This window comes from Flavobacterium sp. LC2016-13 (assembly GCF_009707955.1).
Classification (GTDB): Bacteria; Bacteroidota; Bacteroidia; order Flavobacteriales; family Flavobacteriaceae; genus Flavobacterium.
Map to the genome: position 1 here is coordinate 218538 of NZ_WMDQ01000007.1, position 22613 is coordinate 241150.

The window sequence follows — 22613 nt, forward strand, 5'->3', positions numbered from 1 at the left end:
TGAAGATCAGTTCTGATATTTGCGGCAATTAATTAAAAAAGAAGTTATGAATAACATAAAAAACTCTTTGTTTTACGTAACAATTATTGGAGGTTTTGGTGCTCTGATATATTGGGTAATCTCAAAAGGTGCCTCTTTAGAAGTAGGTCGCGGAATTATTCAGAAAAAGATAGAAAGCAATCATTGGAATGACTTTCTTCATTCGATGGTTGAAAACCTGCAACATCCTTTAGCTATTTTATTAGCACAAATTGTCACAATCATTTTAGTAGCCCGTTTGTTTGGATGGGTTTTTAGAAAAATCGGACAACCATCTGTAATTGGAGAAATGATTGCCGGAATTGTTCTGGGACCCTCTTTGGTCGGGATGTATTTTCCTGAATTTTCAGCCGCTTTATTTCCAAAAGAATCTTTAGGAAACTTACAATTTTTAAGTCAGATTGGTTTAATACTATTCATGTTCGTTATCGGGATGGAACTGGATCTTAAAGTTTTAAAAAATAAAGCTCACGAATCAGTCGTTATTAGCCACGCCAGTATTGTAATTCCGTTTGCTTTAGGATTAACTTTCGCTTACTTTATATACGGTACTTTTGCCCCACAAGGAGTAGCATTTTCTTCTTTTGGTTTATTTATGGGTATTGCAATGAGTATAACGGCATTTCCGGTTTTGGCCAGAATTGTACAGGAACGTGGTTTGCAAAAAACAAAACTCGGAACCATTGCTATTACTTGTGCCGCTGCAGATGATATCACGGCTTGGTGTATTTTAGCAGTTGTAATTGCAATTGTAAAAGCAGGTTCATTCACAAGTGCTTTATATGTAATAGGTTTAGCTATTTTATACGTAATTATTATGTTGAAAATAGTTCGTCCGTTCTTAAAAAGAGTAGGGGATTTAAACTCAACTCGCGAAAGTTTGAACAAACCTGTTGTAGCAATTTTCTTTTTAACGCTTTTATTCTCTTCGTATGCTTCTGAGTTAATCGGAATTCATGCTTTATTTGGAGCGTTTTTAGCCGGAGCAATTATGCCGGAAAACAATAAATTCAGAAATATTTTTATCGAAAAAGTAGAAGACGTTTCAATTATTGTTTTATTACCATTATTCTTTGTATTTACAGGTTTACGTACACAAATAGGTTTATTGAACGATCCTTATTTATGGAAAGTTACTGCAGTAATTATTGCTGTTGCAGTAACCGGAAAATTTCTGGGAAGTGCTTTGGCTGCAAAATTTGTGGGTCAGAACTGGAAAGATAGTTTAGCCATCGGAGCTTTGATGAATACTCGTGGATTAATGGAATTGGTTGTTTTAAATATTGGATATGATTTAGGAGTTCTTTCTACTGAAATCTTTACTATGATGGTTATTATGGCTTTGGTAACTACTTTTATGACAGGACCGGCTTTAGATTTTATTGGATATATTTTTAAAGATAAAATAACAGCAATTCCCGAGGAAATCGGAAATAAAAGCAAATTCAAAATCCTGCTTTCGTTTGCAACTCCTGAAAGAGGAAAAAAGTTATTGAAAATTGCCAATAGTTTGGTTAAAAAACAACCGGACAATTCGATTGTAACAGCAATGCATTTGTCTTTAAGTACAGAAATACATTCGTTTGATATTAAAGACCACGAACGTAAAATGCTGGTGCCGGTTATTCAGGAATCAGAGCGTTTGAACCAAAATATGGTGAGTGTTTTTAAAGTAACAAATGATATCGATACTGATATTATTGATACGGCGAACCAAGGCGAATACGATTTATTGTTAGTTGGTTTAGGACAATCTATTTTTGATGGAACGTTACTTGGAAAAATCCTTGGATTTACAACCAGAATCGTAAATCCGGATCGTTTAATCGATAAGTTTACAGGTAAAGAAGGTTTGTTCGAAAATTCTCCTTTTGATGAAAGAACAAGACATATTATTGCGAAAACAAAAATGCCTGTCGGAATTTTTATCGATAAAGATTTAGAAGATGTCAGCCAGATTTTTATGCCAATTTTTACTCAGGAAGATTCTTTCTTAATTGATTACGCTAAGAAATTAATCAATAATAATGGTTCTCAAATTACGGTTCTGGATGCCAGCGGTGAAGTAAAAAACACACGCGATATTCAGGAAAGTATACGCTCAATCGAACAAATTGCCCCAAATCATATTATGATTATGCACGACAGAACTATTAAAAAAGAATTTTTAGAAAGTCAAAACTTAATGATTATAAGTTTAGACAGCTGGAAAAAATTAATAGAATCTCAAAGTACATGGTTAAATAATACACCTTCGGTATTGATTTTGAAACCATAAGAAGTTTTAAATTCTAAATAATAAAAAATCCCAGATTCCAATCTTTATAGATTTGGAGTTTGGGATTTTTGTTTTTTAATTGTTTTACTATTTCTGCACAAAGTTGTGTCATTTCGAGGAACGAGAAATCACATGCGCTGAATCCGTCTGTTTAGTCACGTTATGGATTTATGGTTCGTTGCTCTCTGTATGTGATTTCTCCTCCGTCGAAATGACACAACTTTGTCTACTACAAACCCGACAGTCCCGAAGCCTCTGGATAAAACCTGTCAGGTTTACTTACTACGCTTTGAAAACAAAAAATTCCAAACCCCAACAAGAATTGGAATTTGGAATTTGAATATTTAAAAAATTGATTTTTACCCAACAAGATTAATAATCTTTCCAGGAACAATAATCACTTTATTTGGAGTTCTTCCGTCTAATTGTTTTTGTGTTCTTTCATCTTTCATAATGATTTCTTCGATTTGTGCTGCCGTTAAATCTAAAGGCAATTCGATTGTGAAACGCATTTTTCCGTTAAAAGAAACAGGATATTCTTTATTAGTCTCCACTAAATGTTTCGCATCAAAAACCGGAAAAGGAACTTCAGAAATTGAAGTTGTATGTCCTAATTGTGACCATAATTCCTCCGCAATATGCGGTGCATAAGGCGAAACCAAAATCGCTAACGGTTCTAAGATTGCTCTTGAATGACAATTTTGAGCAGACAATTCATTTACACAAATCATAAACTGAGAAACAGACGTATTGAAAGAGAAACTCTCGATATCTTCTGCCACTTTTTTAATGGTTTTATGCAACGATTTTAAGTTGTCTTTTGTTGGTTCGTCGTTGTTTACGATTAAGCCATTATTTTCATCAAAATACAATCTCCATAATTTTTTCAAGAAACCAAATACTCCAGAAATTCCAGCGGTATTCCAAGGTTTTGCCTGCTCTAACGGACCTAAGAACATTTCGTATAAACGTAATGTATCAGCACCATATTCAGCACAAATATCATCAGGTGTTACAACATTATAGTATGATTTCGACATTTTTTCGACTTCACGACCTACAATATATTTTCCGTTTTCATCAAAAATAAATTCAGCAGTATTGAAATCTTCTCTCCAAGCTTTAAACTTTTCGATATTCAATTCATCTGAAGAATTTACAAAATGAACATCAACGCGAATTGGCTGTACATTTTGACCTTCAATTTTATTTTTAGATACAAAAGTATTTGTTCCTTCCAATCTGTAAACATAAGCCGTCGTACCCAAAATCATTCCCTGATTGATCAGTTTTTTGAATGGTTCTTCGGTTGGAGCAAAACCTTTGTCTTTTAAGAATTTATTCCAGAAACGAGAATATAGTAAATGTCCGGTTGCGTGTTCGCTTCCTCCAATATATAAATCTACATTCTCCCAATAAGCCAAGGCTTCTTTGCTTGCAAATTCCGTTTCGTTGTGTGCATCCATATAACGCATCCAATACCAAGAACTTCCTGCCCAACCTGGCATTGTATTCAATTCAAGAGGGAAAATTTCGTTATTGTCAACCAAATCAGTATTAACAACTTCATTGTTTTTTGTATCCCAAGCCCAAATTGTTGCATTTCCTAACGGAGGCAAACCATCTTCGGTTGGTAAATATTTCTCAACTTCAGGCAAAATGATTGGCAAGTGTTGTGCATCGATCATTTTTGGCAATCCGTTTACATAATAAACCGGGAAAGGTTCTCCCCAATAACGCTGGCGAGAGAAAACAGCATCACGCAAACGGTAATTTGTTTTTCCGATTCCCTGACCTATTTTTTGTAATTCTTCGATAACTTTTTGAGTTGCCGTTTTATAATTTAAACCGTTTAAGAAATCAGAATTTGCGATTTCAACATTGTCTTTCGAGCCGTAAGCTGCTTCAGAAATATCAACATTGGCGAAGATATTCTTGATTTTCTGCATTCCGTTTTGGCCCTTGAAGAAATTAGCAAATGCATAATCTCTTTCGTCTCCACAAGGAACCGCCATTACAGCACCAGTTCCGTAACCTGCCAAAACATAATCCCCAATCCAAACTGGAATTGGTTCTTTTGTAAAAGGATGTTCAGCATAAGCGCCGGTAAATACTCCCGAAATCGTTTTTACATCAGCCATACGCTCACGTTCAGAACGTTTTGCTGTTTTTTCGATATAAGCTTCAACCGCTGCTTTTTGCTCCGGAGTTGTAATTTTAGCAACCAAATCATGTTCTGGTGCCAAAGTCATAAAAGTAACTCCAAAAATAGTATCAGGCCTTGTTGTAAAAACCTCAATAAAATCTGTTTCAGGTTTCACGTTTAAAGTTTCATCACTTTGCGCATCAACCTGAGACTTGAAACTTAAAACTTGAAACTTAACTAAAGCACCAACCGATTTCCCGATCCAGTTTCTTTGAGATTCTTTAATGGACTCACTCCAGTCGATATCATTTAAACCTTGAAGCAAACGTTCGGCATAAGCAGAAATTCGCATACTCCATTGTGTCATTTTTTTTCTTATAACAGGAAAACCTCCACGCTCAGAAACACCGTTTACAATTTCGTCATTTGCCAAAACAGTTCCTAAACCGGGACACCAGTTTACTTCTGTTTCTGCCAAATATGTCAAACGATATTGCAATAGTATTTTTTCTTTCTGATCTTCAGAATACGAATTCCATTCTGCAGCAGTAAAAATGGCAACATTATCATCGCAAACTGCTTCAACCAAAACATTTCCTTCTCCTTCAAAAACTTTTACAAGATCTGAAATGTCAAATGCCTGATTTTGCTTTCTGCAATACCATGAATTGAACAATTGAATAAAAATCCATTGTGTATGTTTGTAATAGTCAGGATTTGAAGTTCGTACTTCACGGCTCCAATCAAATGAAAAACCAATTTTATCTAATTGCTTTCTGTATCCTGCAATTTGTTTTCCTTCTTTATCAACACCACCATCAATATTTACACGCGTTGTATCTTCCGGACGTTGCCCGGTTTGAATCGCATATTGTTCTGCCGGCAATCCGAAACTGTCGTAACCCATTGGGTGCAAAACATTGAAACCCTGATGTCTTTTGAAACGAGAATAAACATCTGAAGCAATGTAACCCAGCGGATGCCCAACGTGTAATCCTGCTCCTGACGGATAAGGGAACATGTCTAAAACATAATGCTTAGGTTTTTCAGCCCCGAGGCTTCGGGGGTTTTTTGCAGCAAAAGTTTGGTTTTCAGCCCAATATTTTTGCCATTTTTCTTCGATTTCGTTCGGATTGTATTTCATTTTTTTTTGAGTTGCTAAGCTACTGAGTAACTAAGGTTCTAAGTTTTAAGATCGCAAATTTACATTTATTGTCGTTTGTACCAAAGCTATTTCGTTGACAAACAAATAAAATAACGTAATACTTATTTTTTATTACGTAAAAATACTTATTTTTACATTTTGATACTTAGGGATAATATTCTTAATTGTTTATGTCAAATTAAATTATGAAAGAATACCTGTACAATATTAATGCTTATTTTTGTGAATCTTAAAAATGAATAAAATGAGTAGCGATAAAAAATACAACATTGATGTTCGCATTTGGATTCAGGAATCTGAAGGTCCATTTTTGGGAATTGGAAAAGTATGGCTGCTCGAGAATATTCGTAAAACAGGATCTATCACCAATGCTGCAAAAGAAATGAAAATGGCATATCGACAAGCCTGGCAATTAGTTGAAGAAATGAATCAACGTGCGGAAATTCCTTTAGTAGAAAAACTTCTTGGAGGAAAAGGCGGTGGAGGCGCAAGATTAACCGAGGCCGGAGAAAAAGCCATTACCGTTTTTTATGAAGTCGAAAAACGCATTAAAGATTTCGCGCTCAAAGAAACTCAAAATCTAAAATTTTAAATATTTAAACACATAGAAACATAGGTCTAACAGTACGGAAAAAGGCGCTCCACTTGCATTAACAAACATAGCAGATCTATGTTTTAGAAACTAGTTTCTTTTTATCATCTTTTTTAAAATCAATCCCGATAGCTATCGGGACTATGTGTTTAAAAAAAATGAACGTTCAAACCAAAACCAAATTTTTTTAACCATCAGTATTCATTTTAAAACATACTGAAAATTTTAGTTTAATTATGAAATTACGATTTTACATAGTACTACTTTTTATAAGCCTCAAAAGCTTTTCTCAAGTAGAAGATTCTAAAAGAAATCAGGACAGTATTAAAAAAGAAGATCTTAATGAAGTTGTCATTACAGCTTCTCGCAGATCTGAAAAAATCATGCGTTCTCCTATTAGTATCGAGCAGCTAAAATCGGCGGAAGCCAAAAAAATGGGATCGCCAAGTATTTATGAAGCACTAGAAAACGTAAAAGGTGTACAAATTATAACGCCAAGTTTAGGTTTTAAAGTCATTAATACAAGAGGTTTTGCCAACTCAACCAATGTGAGATTCGCGCAATTAGTAGACGGAATCGATAATCAGGCTCCGCATTTGGGCGCTCCAATTGCCAACGCACTCGGCGCGAATGATCTTGATATTGATAAAATTGAAATTATTCCCGGAACGGCTGCGGCTTTATACGGAATGAATGCTATAAATGGTTTGGCAAATATTCAAACCAAAAATCCATTTGAGTATCAAGGTGTAAGTATTCAGCAATTAACAGGCGTCAATCATGTTGGAAATATAGATCGGTTTTCACCGAAAATTTATTCGCAGTTTAATATGAGATTTGCTAAAGCTTTCAATGAAAAATTTGCGTTCAAAGTAAATGCATCTACAACCGGAGGAACGGATTGGGTTGCTGATGATAGAACAGATTTGGCTCCAAACCTCAATGCTTCAACCAATTTATATGGCAATGATAATCCGGCTTATGACGAAGTAAACGGTTACGGAAACGAATCGGCAAACCGAAAAACATTAAACTTAAATGGAAAAAATTATGTTGTTGCCAGAACGGGTTATCGCGAAACGGATATTACAGATTATGATATCAAAAATTATAAAGCGGATGTTGGTTTTTATTTCCGTCCCAAAAAAGATCATGAATTGGCTGTAACCTATAAAACAGCTTTAATCAATACGATTTACCAACGTTCGAACCGTTTTCGATTAGACGATTATACTTTAAATCAAGTTACAGTCGATTATCATACGCCCATTTTTCAGGTAAAAGGATATGCAACGACCGAAAATACCGGAAACTCATACAATCTTCGTTCTTTGGCCGAAAATATGGATCGCGCTTATAAATCTGATGATAAATGGTTTGCAGATTATACAACGGCTTATAAAAATGCAATAACAAATGGAGCCGCAATTGCCGATGCGCACAAAATTGCCAGAACAACTTCTGATCAAGGACGATTTGAACCGGGAACCGAAGCTTATGAACAAAAGAAAAACGAACTAATCGACATTAATAATTGGGATATTGGCGCGGCTTTACGCGTAAAATCGACTTTGATTCATGCCGAAGGTTTGTTGAATTGGGATAAAGCTTTTGTTTCTTTCTTTGAAAAAATAGATGCAAAACTTTTAAGCGGTTTCGATTACAGAACGTACATTATTGTTCCTGATGGAAACTATTTTATTAATCCTAAAAGTGATTCTGAAAATTTAACGTATCAAAAAACAGGTGGTTTTACACAAATAACCAAAGATTTGTTTGATTCGAAATTGCGATTGGGCGCAACGATACGAGTAGACAAAGCCGATTATTTTGAGGCTAAATTCACGCCTCAGTTTACAGCAGTTTATTCTCCAAAAGAAACGATCAATTTCAGGGCTTCGTACCAAAACGGATATCGTTTTCCGAGTATTTTTGAAGGTTTTTCGAATGTAAATTCCGGCGGTGTAAAACGTGTTGGCGGATTACGAATCATGTCTGATGGTATTTTTGAGAATTCGTATACCAAAGCTTCTATAGATAAATTTCAGGCACAGGTAAACAGCGATGTCAATACAAACGGTTTAACCCAGGCGCAGGCAATTGAAAAGAATAAAGGCACAATTCAAAAAAATCCGTATACGTATTTGCAGCCGGAATTTGTAAAATCTTTCGAATTTGGATTTAAAGGTGCTGCTTTAAACAGAAATCTTTTTATTGATGTTGACTTTTATTATAACTCTTATAAAAACTTTATTGCCCAGGTCGAAGCCAGTATTCCAAACACAACAGATCCAAATAGTATACCAACAGCTTTATATTCGAGAACAACACAAAGCAGATATCGTTTGTGGACAAATTCTAAAAGTAAAATTTATAATTATGGAGGAAGTTTAGGTTTAAAATATCGTTTTGACCAAACTTTTACCGCTTTAACAAATCTTACGTATACCAAACTCGATCGAACTGATGATAAAGATGGCTTGGAAGATGGTTTTAATACACCTGAATTTAACGTAAACGGAACCTTAATTGCAGAAAATATCTGGAAAAATTTCGGAGCAAGTGCAACAGCACGTTATCAAAATAAGTTTGATTATGTTTCTTTTTTAGTCAGTGGAGTAGTTCCGTCTTATTGGTCTATGGATGCTCAGGTAAATTATAATTTTCAAAAACCGGGAATCATTGCTAAACTTGGCGGGACCAATATTCTTAATAAACCTTATACTTCTATTCTTGGCGGTCCTTCTATTGGCGGTTTATATTATCTATCTTTAACTTGGGAAATTAAACAAATCTAAAACCTATTTACATGAAAACTCAACATTACATCCTGATATTTTTTATAGCATTCTCCTGCAGTATGTGTAATTCTTCTAAAAAAGAAGAGAAAATTACAATTGAAAAAACAGCTTCAACTGAAAAAGAAAGCGAACACAAAACATTAACTGCTGCTGATAGTTTAAAATTGGTAAATCATCAAATTGAAGTAAAAGGTGATGTTGAATTTCCGTTGGAATTGAGTGTAGATTCTTTAAAAAAGATGAAAGTGGCAACCATTGATAATTTTAAAATAATGGATAAAAATGGCGAAGTAAAAAAAGAAATTAAAACCTGCAAAGGTGTTCTTTTAAAAGATATTTTAGAAAAATCAAAAATTAAACAACAAGATCATAAAGACCGAAACTTTTATATTGTTGCAAGAGCTTCTGACGATTATAAAGCGACTTTTTCGTGGGCAGAAATTTTTAATAATCCGACAGGAGAAAACGTATATGTACTTTTTGAAGAAAATGGAAAACCGGTTAAAAACGGAGAAATGGTTTTAATCTGCAAAAACGATATTAAAACCGGACCACGACACGTTTATTGGCTTAAGAGCATTGAAGTTTATAAAGTTCAATAATTTTTTTTGAGGTTCAAAGACGTAAAGGTTCAAAGGTTCAAAGGTTTTTTGCTGCTCATTTTTTAACGCAAAGTTCACAAAGCTTTGCGAACTTTGCGTTTTTATAAAATAATACCTTTAAAAATAACTTTGCGTACTTTGCGGTTAAATTACCTTAACTATTCAATATCAAATTGTACATTTATAGTATAAAAGTTCGTTATTAACTTTAAATAAAGAAATTCTTTATTATTTTTACCACATAATTTAAGCATACTATGAGTTCTAACTTTGATAAATTTCAAAAGCGCAGGTTAATTTCCTCTTATTTTTCGGTTGTGTTAAGTGTTTTTCTAGTATTATTCCTTTTAGGAGTACTGGGATTATTCATTATCAATTCTAAAAAACTGGCTGATGACTTTAAAGAAAAAATCGCAATGACGGTTTTCTTTAAAAATGAAGCTAATGATAGTGTTATAAAAGCATTCAATACCGAATTGAAAAGAGCTCCGTTCGCGAGATCTTATGTTTATGTTACCAAAGAAAAAGCTGCAAAAGAACACACCGATATTATTGGAGAAGACTTTCTAACATTTTTAGGAGAAAATCCATTATTGAATTCATACGATATTCACTTAAAAGCAGATTATGTTGAAAGAGACAGTATCTTGCAAATCGAAAGTAATCTTCGTAAAAATACCATGATTGAAGATATTGTTTATGACAAACAATTGGTAAATCTGGTAAATGACAATATCAAAAAAGTAAGTATGTGGATTTTAATTATCAGCGGTTTCCTGACGGTTATTGCTGTTTTATTAATTAATAGTTCATTACGACTTTCTATACATTCTAATCGTTTTATCATTAAAACCATGCAGATGGTTGGAGCAACAAAAGCGTTTATTCGTAAACCGTTTGTAACCCGCAGTGTAAAATTAGGAATGTTGGGTGCCGGATTGGCAATTGTAGCTTTAATAGGAGTCTTGTTTTATGTAGATACTAATTTTCCGGGATTAGGAATTTTAGAAGATAAAGCATTAATCGGATTGGTTTTATTGGCCGTTTTCGGATTAGGTGTTTTAATCACTTGGGTAAGCACGCACTTTGCAACACAACGTTTCCTGAATTTAAGAACAGACGATCTTTATTAATTTTAGATTAAAAAAATAAACTCATATAAAAATAGAGGATGAGATTGCTTCGTTCCTCGCAATGACAAAATGAAAAATAATAATAACGAAGAACAACAATCACATAAACAGGAATTCCTTTTTGATACTATCAACTACAAAATCTTATTGATCGGTATTGGTGTTATCGCACTTGGATTTATCTTAATGTCTGGCGGTGGAAGTGATAATCCGAATGTTTTTAATGAAGATGTTTTTAGCTTTAGACGTATTCGTTTAGCGCCAACAACTGTTTTAATTGGTTTTGGAATCACGATTTATTCTATCTTCAAAAAAACTAAATAGTTTTATAGACTTCTTAGACATCTTAGATTATTAGATTAATCAAAGTCTGGCATCTAAAAAATCTAAAAATCTAAAAATCTAATTTAAATGAATACATTACAAGCTATCGTTCTTGCCATTATTGAAGGAATTACAGAATTTTTACCTGTTTCTTCAACTGGTCACATGATTATTGCCTCTTCTTTTTTTGGAATCGCACATGAAGATTTCACTAAACTTTTTACCATTGTTATTCAGCTTGGCGCGATACTTTCGGTTGTAATTTTATATTTCAAACGTTTCTTTCAAACATTAGATTTTTATTTTAAACTTTTGGTTGCGTTTATTCCGGCTGTAGTTTTAGGTTTGTTGTTAAGTGATTTTATTGACGGTTTACTTGAAAATCCGGTTACTGTTGCTATTTCGCTTTTAATAGGAGGATTGATTTTATTAAAAGTTGATGAATGGTTCAACAATCCAAATACTGCCGAAACTTCACAACAAATAAGCTATTTACAAGCTTTTAAAATCGGGTTATTTCAATGTTTGGCAATGATTCCGGGAGTTTCACGAAGTGGAGCAAGTATTGTGGGCGGAATGTCTCAAAAACTATCAAGAACAACGGCAGCAGAATTCTCATTCTTTTTAGCAGTACCAACAATGTTGGGTGCAACAGTAAAAAAATGCTATGATTATTATAAAGCAGGATTTGAGTTGTCTCACGATCAGGTAAATTTATTGATTATAGGAAATATTATTGCATTTATTGTAGCTCTTCTAGCGATAAAAACATTCATCGGATTTTTAACTAAAAACGGGTTTAAAGTTTTTGGTTATTACCGAATTATTGCCGGAATCGTTTTATTGCTGATTCACTTTTTCATTCACCCGCTTACCATTATATAATGACACCTGAAGAATATTTAGACGGACAAGTTTTATTGATAGATAAACCTTTAAAATGGAGTTCGTTTCAAGCTGTCAATAAATTAAAATACCTTTTAATTAATAAAGTCGGACTTCCTAAAAAGTTCAAAATTGGTCACGCAGGAACTTTAGATCCTTTAGCGTCGGGGCTTTTATTAATATGTACAGGAAAATTCACTAAAAGAATTTCTGAACTTCAAGGTCAGGCAAAAGAATATACCGGAACTTTTTACATTGGAGCCACAACTCCGTCGTATGATTTAGAAACAGAAATCGACGAGACTTTTCCAACATCGCACATTGATGAGGTTTTAATTCACGAAACAGTAAAACAGTTTTTAGGAGAAATCGATCAAAAACCACCTATTTTTTCGGCTATTAAAAAAGATGGCGTTCGATTATACGAACATGCACGCGCCGGAGAAACCATTGAAATTGAAAGCAGAAAAACTACTATTCACGAATTTGAAATTACGAGAATTGCATTGCCTGAAATAGATTTTAGAGTTGTTTGCAGCAAAGGAACTTATATTCGCTCTCTTGCTTACGATTTTGGAAAAGCAATGAATTCAGGATCTCATTTAATCGTTTTACGTCGAACTAAAATTGGTGATTACGATGTAAAAAATGCTATTGATGTTACTTTGTTTGAAGAAAGTCTGAAATAAAACCTTCTCAGCTACTGTTTTTATCGATAAAAAACATTTTATTACTACTGTACGAATTATAGTAAATTTTAAATATCTTTCACAAAATCATTTTGCGAATTGTTAATGCACCTAACTAATGATGTTTGGTAGCAAATAAACGCCTAAATCAATTTTATGAAATATTTTTTATTTGCCTTCCTCTTGTTTTTTTGCATAAACCCGAAACTTTGTGCTCAGGAAAGAAAATTTACTTATATCCAGTTTGATGTTGCGGTATCCATTACCGGGAATCCGGAAAGAAATGAAACAGAAGATTATCCAGGTCAAAAAAATAATGCTTTTTTTGTTCCGGATGGGCTGGGTTCGAAACTAGGATATGGAATTCATTACAAAAAATGGGTCACATTAGGGATTCATACCGGTATTGACTACAAATGGGATCAAAAATTTGTTGCGGTTCCTGTATATCTCAATCTCGGATTAAGCCCTAAAGTTGGAGAAGAGACACGAATTGTTTTGCAAGCCGGATACGGAAAAGGATTTGCGCTTGGACGCGGAAATTTAAGTGGAGAATATAAGAAAATCAGACTCGGAATAGGTTCTGATGATTTTACTCTTTTTGCAGAAATTGCACAATATGAAATTGCACTTCATAAAGAAAAAACCATTGGTAATATTAGTTTAGGAGTTTCTTTAATAAGTTTTGATTATTAAAAAGAAAATTAATTATTCGTTTAAAGAAAATCTTAGTTGTAATAATAACAATAGCACATTACAATAAAAGTATAGTAATGTGCCAGCTCCTAAATCAAAAATATTTTTATTTCATCATTATCTTTTTAAAGTTAATAATGAGGGATGTTTTTTCCTCCAAATAAAAATGTTGAAAATAAATCGTAAAACCTTTCGAATAACTTTTTCATAATAGTGCATGTATTAATGGTTAAATAATAGATAGACACCAGTAAAAGAGTAAATCAAAAAGTAGATAATAGAAGTGGGATTATTACTATAGCAATATACGAATAATTTACTTACAAACAAGCATTTTGAAATATTTTTTGTAACTAAATTATTTACCCTCAATGTATTACCGTATTCTAAGCTGTTTTTGAGGATTTATTGTAAAAAATTATAATCGATTATATTTAATGCCTTCCATAATCTGAATCAATTCTTCCTGAACAGATATTCCTTTATCTGCCAAATACCACAATTGCAAATCAGTTTTGATTTTTTCATCGATTACACCAAACTCTTTTTTATAATTAGCTAATAATTCTGTCGCGCCTTTTGGTCTTGGTCCCCAATCTGCACGCACAATTCCGGCTTCTTTACAAATTATAATAACTTTTGGGATTGCTCTTCCTCCATTTGTCAAATATTGGCTCATTAATTCGTCATTCTCATCTCTTAAAACAATTCGCAGATCTATTTTTTTATTTGACTCTAAAGCCATTTTATTAATAATAGGAAGTATTTGAGCCGCATCTCCGCACCAGCCTTCAGAAATAACTAGCCAGATATAATGATTGTTTAATTGTTGCAGTTTCGAAATAGCATCTTCAGAGATTTTAATGGTTTTCTCCAATCGGTTCATTCGGGCCTCATTTAAACTTGTATAATGTGTGAGACTTTCAGACTGCTGATCGCCGGTTGATTTTCCTTCGGATAATAAATCAGTAACTAATTTTCGATATTCAGAATAAGAATGACTATTGAATAATGCTTTGGCTACAATACTTTTCATATATGTTTCGTTTTGGATATGATAAATTTACAAATTTTAGAAAGACAGCCGAATGACTTTTGTCACATTCAAAAAAAATAAATCTAAAAACGATCAAAATTTAATCAGAAAAGAGTAATTAATTTTTGAAAACATTATTTTTAAAAAACAGAATATGTCTATATTTGCACAAATTAACGCAACACACAAAATGAAATATAAAAGAATTCTTCTAAAACTGAGTGGAGAAGCCTTGATGGGTGATTTACAATACGGAATTGACCCTAAAAGACTGGCTGAATATGCTGAAGAAATTAAGCAAATTCACAATAAAGGAGTTGAAATTGCTATTGTTATTGGAGGAGGAAATATTTTTAGAGGCGTTGCGGGAGCAAGTGCTGGTATGGATAGAGTACAAGGTGATTATATGGGAATGCTTGCCACTGTAATTAACGGAATGGCGTTGCAAGGTGCTCTTGAAGACATGGGAATGAAAACACGTTTGCAAACTGCTTTAAAAATGGAATCTATTGCAGAACCATATATTAAAAGAAGAGCAGACCGTCATCTTGAAAAAGGAAGAATTGTAATTTTTGGTGCCGGAACAGGAAATCCATATTTTACAACAGATACTGCAGCTGTTTTAAGAGGAATTGAAATTAATGCTGATGTTATCTTAAAAGGAACGCGTGTTGATGGTGTTTACGATTCTGATCCTGAAAAAAATGCTTCAGCAGTAAAATTTGATTTCATTTCGTTTGAAGATGTTCTTAAAAAAGGATTAAACGTAATGGACACAACTGCTTTCACATTAAGCCAGGAAAATAAATTGCCAATTGTTGTTTTTGATATGAACAAAATCGGGAACTTATTGAAAATCTGTGAAGGAGAAAACGTAGGAACGGTAGTTAATATTTAAACTGCTTAGGTCTTTAGATATTAGGTTATTAGACTTTTGAAAATCTTAATAATCTTTTAAATCAATCGTAAAAAAATAAAAATTATATTAGTTAGTAAATTAGACGTAAACATTTTTAAAAATCGAATCGTCTAAAAATCTAAAAATCGAGAGAAAAAATGAATGAAGAAATAGACTTTATATTAGAAAGTACTGAAGAATCAATGAATGGTTCGATTGCCCACTTAGAAAAAGAATTTCTAAATATTCGTGCAGGAAAAGCTTCTCCGGCAATGCTTGGAAGCGTTTTTGTAGATTATTACGGCTCAGCAACACCGCTTTCGCAAGTTTCGAAAATTAGTGTACCTGATGCAAGAACAATTACATTGCAGCCTTTTGAAAAAAATATGTTGCAAACCATCGAAAAAGCAATTATGATTGCTAACATTGGTTTTAATCCAATGAATAATGGTGATGTTATCATTATCAGCGTTCCGCCTTTGACAGAAGAGCGTCGTAAAGATTTGGCAAAACAAGCAAAATCTGAAGCTGAAGATGCAAAAATTGGTGTTCGTAACGTTCGTAAAGATGCTAACACAGATATTAAAAAATTAGAAAAAGAAGGAACTTCTGAAGACGTTTGCAAATCTGCAGAAGAAGAAGTTCAGAACTTAACAAATACTTATATTAAAAAAATTGATGAATTATTGGCCGCAAAAGAAGCCGAAATCATGAAAGTATAAGATTATTCAACACAAATAAAAAATCCGTTTAGTTAAAGTTATACTAAGCGGATTTTTTTATTCTTATTTTTGCGTGCAAAATTTAATATTTTTGTTTCTGAACTATAATCCTCTCTATGAAGCTATTTTGTTTACTGACTTTGTTTTTCACGCTGAATATTCATGCGCAATTTCAAATAAACGGAATTGTGAACGATTCCAAAAACAAACCGCTTCCTTTTGCTACGATTACAACCTCAGACAACAACAATACAATTACAGATGTTGATGGAAAATTTATTCTTTCATCTTCTGTAAAAATCACCTCTTTTAAAGTTTCTTATATAGGTTTCAATACCAAAGTTATTACCGTATTAGACAATAAGAAATTTTATCCTGTTTCACTTTCTCAAAAAACAGATGATTTAAAAGAAGTTATTATTTCAAATGAAAATCCGGCTTTAGTAATTATCAGAAAGGTAATTGCGAATAAAAACAACAACAATCCTCAAAAAAAGCTGAGCAGTTTTGATTATAAAACATACAATAAACTTATTGTTACGGCCAATCCGGATTCTATCGATGGCAGAATTGATTCATCAGCAGCTTATAAAGACTTCAATAAAAAACGAATCAATATAGATTCATCTGATTTTAAATTTAAAGAGATAATCAGCAGACAGCATTTATTTCAAACAGAAAAATTATCACAATATCAGTTTGGGAATAACAAGCTTAAAGAAACTATTCTGGGTACCAAAATGGCAGGTTTTAAGCAACCGGTTTATGAAATTATAGCATTCAATTTGCAATCTATTTCAATTTACGATTCTAATTATGAATTGTTCGAAACGAGACATCAAAGCCCAATTGCAAACAACGCACTTTCTGATTATAACTATAAACTGCTTGATACTGTAGCGATCAAAGGCAGGAATACGTATATGATTTACTTCAAAAACAAAAAAAGAAGAAAATCAAATAGTCTTGAAGGTGTTCTGTATATAGATCAGGAAAGTTTTGCTGTTGCAAAAGCCGTAATGCGTACAAAAGCCGTTTTAGATATTAGCGGTATTCATGAATTTGAATATGTTCCGAGTGAAAAATTATGGTTTCAAAGCAACACTACTTTCAAAATCGTAAAAGGAAAAAATAAGGAAGATATTAAAATTTTAGGCGGAACAATTCAGTTTGATGCAGATGCAGAAGAAAATTTTGAACCGAGAAAAAAAGTAGCTTCGGATTTTACCTATTTACTTTCTGAAAGCAATAATTTTGATATTCATTACAATACAAATACGCCAATAAAAAATCCGTCTCTTTATATTGAAATTAAAGATGATGCCAGTAATAAGCCCGAGACTTTTTGGAATAAATTCAGAAAAGACAGTCTTGATTTAAAGAGTCAAAAAACATATCTTTTATTGGATAGTCTTTCTTTGAATAGAAGAATAGAAAAACGATTAGGATCCGGTCGAAAAATCATTAATGGATTTTTCCCAATTGGACCTGTTGATCTTGATTTAAAAAAGATAGTCAGCTACAATAATTATGAAGGTTTTAGATTAGGGCTTGGCGGAGTTACAAATGACCGTTTTTCTAAAAATTTCAGAATTGAAGGCTATGGAGCTTACGGTACAAAAGACGGCGTTACAAAATACAGTATTGGTTCAGGAGTTTTGCTTGATAAATACAGTAATACCTGGCTAAATGGATATTATACCGATGATATTCGCGAAATTGCAAGTACAGTTTTTGCTGTCGACAAACGTGTTTTTAAAATTTACGATCCGCGACCAATTAATATTAGTACTTTTTATGAATATATAAGCTGGAGAGCGAATATTCAAACTAAAATCATTCCTAAAACCGAAGCTGTCTTGGAGTTGTCAACTAGTGACATTACACCAAAATTTGATTATCTTTTTAATCTGGATGGAAGATTATATTCCAGTTATATTATGACAACGGCAATGCTGTCAATCGTTTGGGCACCATTTAGTGATTTCATGCAAACACCAACAGGCAGAACCGAATCTGATAAAAGGTTTCCGAGATTCACATTTCAGTATACGCAATCGTTGCCAAATGTATTAGGAAACGATTTTACTTTTGGTAAAATAGATTTTAAAACAGAGTATGAAAAAAAATATCTGAACGGACAAAAAACAAGTTTGTTATTGCAGGGAGGTTATGCAATGGGCGACGTTCCTATAACACATTTATACAATACGGCACCTAATAACCTAACTAAGGAAACTGTTGTGCAGCGTATTACTTTTTCAGGCAGAAACAGTTTTGAAACCATGTATTTTAATGAGTTCTTCTCGAGCCAATATATTATGTTTCAAATTAAACATGGTTTTGACCGAATTAAATTATTAAGAAAAGTACGTCCGTCATTAGTATTGGTTACCAGAATGGCATGGGGAGATTTAAAAAAGCCCGAACAGCACGTAGGTCCAACATATAAAACTTTAGAAAGAGGTTTTTTTGAATCCGGTATCGAATTAAACAAAATTTACAAAGGTTTAGGTTTGGGCGGATTTTATCGTTATGGACCAAATCAGCTACTTAAATTTGAGGATAATATCGCGGTCAAAATTTCTTATGTTATTGATTTAGGATTGTAGATGCTTCTTATTTGTGATTTCGACAAAAGAATAATTCTACACATTAAATAGTGAATTTATTCATCTGGCTTCTTTATTAAACTACTTTGAAAAAACTTTTTCCGTATTAATTATCTCCTAAATGCCAAAATGACATTTTTTGAAATTGGTTCATAAATTGATGTTTGTTTTGTAACTTTAAATTTCAATCAAAAAAAACTAAGTTATGGGAATGGGATATTTAATTATTGCTGGAGCAATTATGTTATTCAGCTGGTTAGTCAGTTCAAAACTAAAAAGTAAATTCGAATTATATTCAAAACTGCAATTAAGAAACGGAATGAGCGGTGCTGAAATTGCTGAGAAAATGTTGGCTGATAACGGGATTACAGATGTTCGTGTTATTTCGACTCCTGGCCAGTTAACAGATCATTATAATCCATCAGATAAAACAGTAAATTTAAGCGAAGCAGTTTACAATCATCGTAATGCGGCTGCAGCTGCTGTTGCGGCACACGAATGTGGGCATGCTGTGCAACATTCTATTGGTTACGAATGGTTAACAATGCGTTCTAAATTAGTACCAATTGTAAGCGTTGCGTCTAATTATGTACAATGGATTTTATTAGCCGGAATTTTGATGATTCAGGTTTTTCCTCCACTATTATTAATTGGAATTGTCATTTTTGCGGCAACAACTTTGTTTTCTATTATTACTTTACCAGTAGAATACGATGCGAGCAACAGAGCGCTGGCGTGGTTAGAAAATAAACACATGCTGACACAAGAAGAGCAGGCAGGGGCAAAAGATGCCTTAAAATGGGCCGCAAGAACTTATGTAGTTGCAGCAATAGGATCAATAGCAACATTGTTGTACTATATTTCAATTTATTCAGGAAGTAATAGAAGAGATTGATACTTTTATTTTTAATTTAAAGAAATTCTAGATTTTGAATTACAAACCCGACAGGTTCTAAAAATCTGTCGGGTTTTTGATTTTAAAAACTTACTTTCTAATTGTAATTTGGAATTTCTACAATTGTATTTGCCTGTCAATTTGCTGATCTAATGATATAAAGGTTTCTGTTCTTGAAACGCCTTCTATAGCCTGAATTTTGGTGTTTAAAAGTTGCATCAAGTGTTCGTTATCGCGACAAATGATTTTTATTAAAACAGACCAGTTTCCTGTTGTGTAATGGCATTCTAAAACTTCAGGAATTTTTTTTAAATCTTTTACTGCTTCAGAGTTTCGAGAAGCTTTATCGAGATAAACACCAACGAAAGCCATCGTATTATAGCCTAAAACTTTGGGATTTACAGTGAATTTAGATCCTGAAATTACGCCTGATTGTTCCAGTTTTTTTAAGCGCTGATGAATCGCAGCTCCTGAAATACCTATTTTATTGGCAATTTGTAAAATGGGTTTTCGGGCATCATCCATTAAATAACGAAGTATTTCTTTGTCGATACCGTCAATTTCGATTAAAAGAGAGTTGATTTTCATAACTTAAAATTTGAAACTGTTTCTAGTGATTTAGGTTTGGAATAGAAATCAAATGTAGTTATAATGCTGTAAAAAAGAAAATGCCAATATAGAACTTCTTTATAAATCTCAAATTCAAAAAATATAGCCTATGGTTTAAATCACAGGATCGGAAAGAGATAAAAGAATTGATTAAAAAGAAAAATTCCAAATCCCAAGTGATTAATTTGGAATTTGGAATTTAAATATTGTTATTTCTTAAGGTTTTATTTTCCTTTGTTTGCTTCGTTGATGTATTTTTCTAAAGCCATTGTCATCGAAGGAGTTTCTGGAGTTGGAGCAAGAATATCAATTCTTAAACCATGATCCAGAGCTTCTTTTTGAGTTGTGCTTCCAAAAACAGCAATTCTGGTATCGTTTTGTTTAAAATCAGGGAAGTTTTTAAACAATGATTTAATTCCGGTTGGACTAAAAAATGCTAAAACATCATAATAAACGTCAGCTAAATCAGATAAGTCGCTCATTACAGTTCTGTAAAAAATGGCTTGTGCCCAATCTACTTTCAAATTATTTAAAGTGATAGGTGCGTCAGCATTTAATTGATCAGATGCCGGCAGCAAGAACTTTTCGTCTTTGTATTTTTTAATTAGTGGAGATAAATCAGCAAAATCTTTTGCACCTACATAAATTTTTCGCTTTCTGTACACTACATATTTCTGCAAGTAAAATGCAACGGCTTCAGATTGACAAAAATATTTCAATCCTTCAGGAACTTTGTAGCGCATTTCATCTGCTACTCTGAAAAAATGATCTACTGCATTTCTGCTTGTCAAAATAATCGCAGTGTAATGATTAAGGTCGATTTTTTGTAATCGAATCTCTTTTGCATTAACCCCTTCCACATGAATAAATGGTCTGAAATCAATTTTTATTTTGTGTTTTTGTTGGAGCTCAAAGTAAGGAGAATTTTCCACTTTAGGTTCAGGCTGTGACACCAAAATTGTTTTCACTTTCATATTATAAACATTTACCAAGCCACCTCTTTTGTTATCCAATAATACATGAAATAATAAGGGGCTATTTCAAGAGCGCAAAGATATAAAATAAAATAAAATAATTTACTGATTATTACGTTTTGATACGTTTTAATTGAAATAAAATATGAGAATAGACTTATACATAGCGAAATGCCTATTATTACTAGGGGTACGCTTTTCGGAATATGATCAGAATAGAACAAAATAGCGTTAATTGGAAGGATTAAAACACCAATGTAAGTCCTGTAAGTTGCTTTTTGTAAGTTGAAAAGACTTACAAGTTCATCAATATTAAAAGAAGTTGCTACAATTTTTTCGATTAAAAACTTTCCTAAAATAAAATATAATAGAAATGTAGCTATCTGAACGTACAAAACCCAATCCGTTTTTGAGGCATATCCAAAAATGTCTAAAGTAAGCTGAATGAAAAAGGAAAATGAAAGAACTTGTACGAAAAACAATCCAACAATAAAACTGCCTTTTAGGTTGCTCGTATCTCGATAAATTTTTGCGTATTTATCTGAAAAAATAAGTTTACTAAACTCACTAAACCTATTTTCATAAGTTGATTTAGTAATGGCCACAAGAGCAAAGGCTACTACAAATAAAAATGTAGCCCAATCTTTGTTTTCGATAATTCTGGGATGAAGGTGTTCAGTCATAGCGCTACAAAATTAGTAATTTTTTGTCTCAATACTTTTATTATACATTTATTATGAATGAAATGGCATAAAAAGTTTACTTTTGCGATGAAATTACGCAGAAAAATGAACGATTGCATTGTCATAATCCCAACTTATAACGAAATTGAAAACATAGAAAGTATAGTTCGAGCTGTACTTTCGCAACATAAACCTTTTCATCTTTTAATTATTGATGATAATTCTCCGGATTTTACTGCAAATAAAGTAATTGCATTACAGGAAGAATATCCGGGAAGATTATTTTTAGAAAAAAGAGCCAAAAAATCAGGTCTTGGAACGGCTTATGTTCATGGTTTTAAATGGGCATTGGAACGTAAATATGATTTCATTTTTGAAATGGACGCCGATTTTTCTCATAACCCTAACGATCTTGAAAAATTATTTGACGCCTGTCATTTTGGTGGAGCAGATTTAGCGATTGGTTCTCGTTATGTAACAGGAGTAAATGTGGTAAACTGGCCATTAAGCCGCGTACTAATGTCATATTTTGCTTCGGTATATGTGAAATTTATTACCGGAATGAAAATTCATGATGCTACAGCCGGTTTTGTTTGTTATAAAAGAGAGGTTTTAGAAAAGATAAATCTTAACAAAATAAAATTTGTTGGTTACGCGTTTCAAATTGAAATGAAATACAGAACCTACTGCGCAAAATTTGAAATTACCGAAGTCCCGATTATTTTTACAGACAGAACAAAAGGAGTTTCAAAAATGAGCAACGCCATTATTAAAGAAGCTATTCTTGGTGTAATTTCTCTTAGATTAAAAAAATTAGTCAATACATTATAAACC

The 22613-nt window shown here is 32.8% G+C and carries 19 protein-coding genes; 14 read left to right on the forward strand and 5 right to left on the reverse strand.

Going from position 1 to position 22613, the window contains the following annotated elements:
* Nucleotides 1–46: 46 nt before the first annotated feature.
* Complete coding sequence (locus GKZ86_RS15705; RefSeq protein ID WP_154784026.1) at nt 47–2317, forward strand: cation:proton antiporter; 2271 nt, start codon at nt 47–49, stop codon at nt 2315–2317.
* 359 nt (nt 2318–2676) lie between these two features.
* Here the strand turns inward: GKZ86_RS15705 and leuS are convergent, their stop codons facing one another.
* On the reverse strand, nt 2677–5607 hold the full coding sequence (gene leuS, locus GKZ86_RS15710) for a leucine--tRNA ligase (RefSeq protein WP_154784027.1): 2931 nt from the start codon (nt 5605–5607) through the stop codon (nt 2677–2679).
* Nucleotides 5608–5872: 265 nt separating this feature from the next.
* Between leuS and GKZ86_RS15715 the strand changes: the two genes are divergently transcribed.
* The 8 genes from GKZ86_RS15715 (at nt 5873) to GKZ86_RS15750 (ending at nt 13350) form a co-directional block, all read left to right on the forward strand.
* Nucleotides 5873–6220, forward strand: coding sequence for a winged helix-turn-helix domain-containing protein (locus GKZ86_RS15715; RefSeq protein ID WP_154784028.1), 348 nt, complete (start codon nt 5873–5875; stop codon nt 6218–6220).
* A gap of 236 nt (nt 6221–6456) precedes the next feature.
* Nucleotides 6457–9018, forward strand: a complete 2562-nt coding sequence (locus GKZ86_RS15720; RefSeq protein ID WP_154784029.1) for a TonB-dependent receptor — start codon at nt 6457–6459, stop codon at nt 9016–9018.
* A gap of 11 nt (nt 9019–9029) precedes the next feature.
* Complete coding sequence (locus GKZ86_RS15725) at nt 9030–9623, forward strand: molybdopterin-dependent oxidoreductase (protein ID WP_194632521.1); 594 nt, start codon at nt 9030–9032, stop codon at nt 9621–9623.
* A gap of 257 nt (nt 9624–9880) precedes the next feature.
* Entirely contained in the window at nt 9881–10756 is an 876-nt protein-coding gene (locus GKZ86_RS15730) for an ABC transporter permease (RefSeq protein ID WP_154784030.1), read from the forward strand.
* Nucleotides 10757–10825: 69 nt separating this feature from the next.
* Entirely contained in the window at nt 10826–11080 is a 255-nt protein-coding gene (locus tag GKZ86_RS15735; protein WP_154784031.1) for a DUF3098 domain-containing protein, read from the forward strand.
* 87 nt (nt 11081–11167) lie between these two features.
* Nucleotides 11168–11965 (forward strand): undecaprenyl-diphosphate phosphatase, encoded by a 798-nt coding sequence (locus GKZ86_RS15740; protein ID WP_154784032.1) that lies wholly within the window; start codon nt 11168–11170, stop codon nt 11963–11965.
* Nucleotides 11965–12654: a tRNA pseudouridine(55) synthase TruB gene (gene truB / locus GKZ86_RS15745; protein ID WP_154784033.1), complete on the forward strand. Its 690-nt coding sequence runs from the start codon at nt 11965–11967 to the stop codon at nt 12652–12654. Before GKZ86_RS15740 ends, truB begins: the two co-directional genes overlap by 1 nt.
* A gap of 156 nt (nt 12655–12810) precedes the next feature.
* Entirely contained in the window at nt 12811–13350 is a 540-nt protein-coding gene (locus tag GKZ86_RS15750; RefSeq protein WP_154784034.1) for a hypothetical protein, read from the forward strand.
* Between the two features lie 418 nt (nt 13351–13768).
* Here the strand turns inward: GKZ86_RS15750 and GKZ86_RS15755 are convergent, their stop codons facing one another.
* Nucleotides 13769–14386: a thioredoxin family protein gene (locus GKZ86_RS15755; protein ID WP_154784035.1), complete on the reverse strand. Its 618-nt coding sequence runs from the start codon at nt 14384–14386 to the stop codon at nt 13769–13771.
* Between the two features lie 190 nt (nt 14387–14576).
* Between GKZ86_RS15755 and pyrH the strand changes: the two genes are divergently transcribed.
* The 4 genes from pyrH (at nt 14577) to GKZ86_RS15775 (ending at nt 19513) form a co-directional block, all read left to right on the forward strand.
* Entirely contained in the window at nt 14577–15284 is a 708-nt protein-coding gene (gene pyrH / locus GKZ86_RS15760; RefSeq protein ID WP_154784115.1) for a UMP kinase, read from the forward strand.
* A gap of 158 nt (nt 15285–15442) precedes the next feature.
* Nucleotides 15443–16006 (forward strand): ribosome recycling factor, encoded by a 564-nt coding sequence (gene frr, locus GKZ86_RS15765; RefSeq protein ID WP_154784036.1) that lies wholly within the window; start codon nt 15443–15445, stop codon nt 16004–16006.
* A 116-nt stretch (nt 16007–16122) separates the two neighbouring features.
* Nucleotides 16123–18618, forward strand: a complete 2496-nt coding sequence (locus GKZ86_RS15770; protein ID WP_154784037.1) for a DUF5686 family protein — start codon at nt 16123–16125, stop codon at nt 18616–18618.
* A 205-nt stretch (nt 18619–18823) separates the two neighbouring features.
* On the forward strand, nt 18824–19513 hold the full coding sequence (locus tag GKZ86_RS15775) for a zinc metallopeptidase (RefSeq protein WP_154784038.1): 690 nt from the start codon (nt 18824–18826) through the stop codon (nt 19511–19513).
* Nucleotides 19514–19630: 117 nt separating this feature from the next.
* Here GKZ86_RS15775 and GKZ86_RS15780 read toward each other — a convergent pair whose 3' ends face one another.
* The 3 genes from GKZ86_RS15780 to GKZ86_RS15790 form a co-directional block, all read right to left on the reverse strand.
* The gene (locus tag GKZ86_RS15780) at nt 19631–20101 is read right to left on the reverse strand and encodes an Lrp/AsnC family transcriptional regulator (RefSeq protein WP_035681816.1); all 471 of its coding nucleotides are present in this window, start codon (nt 20099–20101) and stop codon (nt 19631–19633) included.
* A 245-nt stretch (nt 20102–20346) separates the two neighbouring features.
* Nucleotides 20347–21096: a uroporphyrinogen-III synthase gene (locus GKZ86_RS15785; RefSeq protein WP_154784039.1), complete on the reverse strand. Its 750-nt coding sequence runs from the start codon at nt 21094–21096 to the stop codon at nt 20347–20349.
* A gap of 11 nt (nt 21097–21107) precedes the next feature.
* On the reverse strand, nt 21108–21779 hold the full coding sequence (locus GKZ86_RS15790; protein ID WP_154784040.1) for a DUF4271 domain-containing protein: 672 nt from the start codon (nt 21777–21779) through the stop codon (nt 21108–21110).
* Between the two features lie 105 nt (nt 21780–21884).
* Between GKZ86_RS15790 and GKZ86_RS15795 the strand changes: the two genes are divergently transcribed.
* Nucleotides 21885–22610 carry a polyprenol monophosphomannose synthase gene (locus tag GKZ86_RS15795; RefSeq protein WP_154784116.1) on the forward strand — a complete coding sequence of 242 codons (726 nt, stop codon included), beginning with the start codon at nt 21885–21887 and terminating at the stop codon, nt 22608–22610.
* Nucleotides 22611–22613 lie beyond the last annotated feature (3 nt).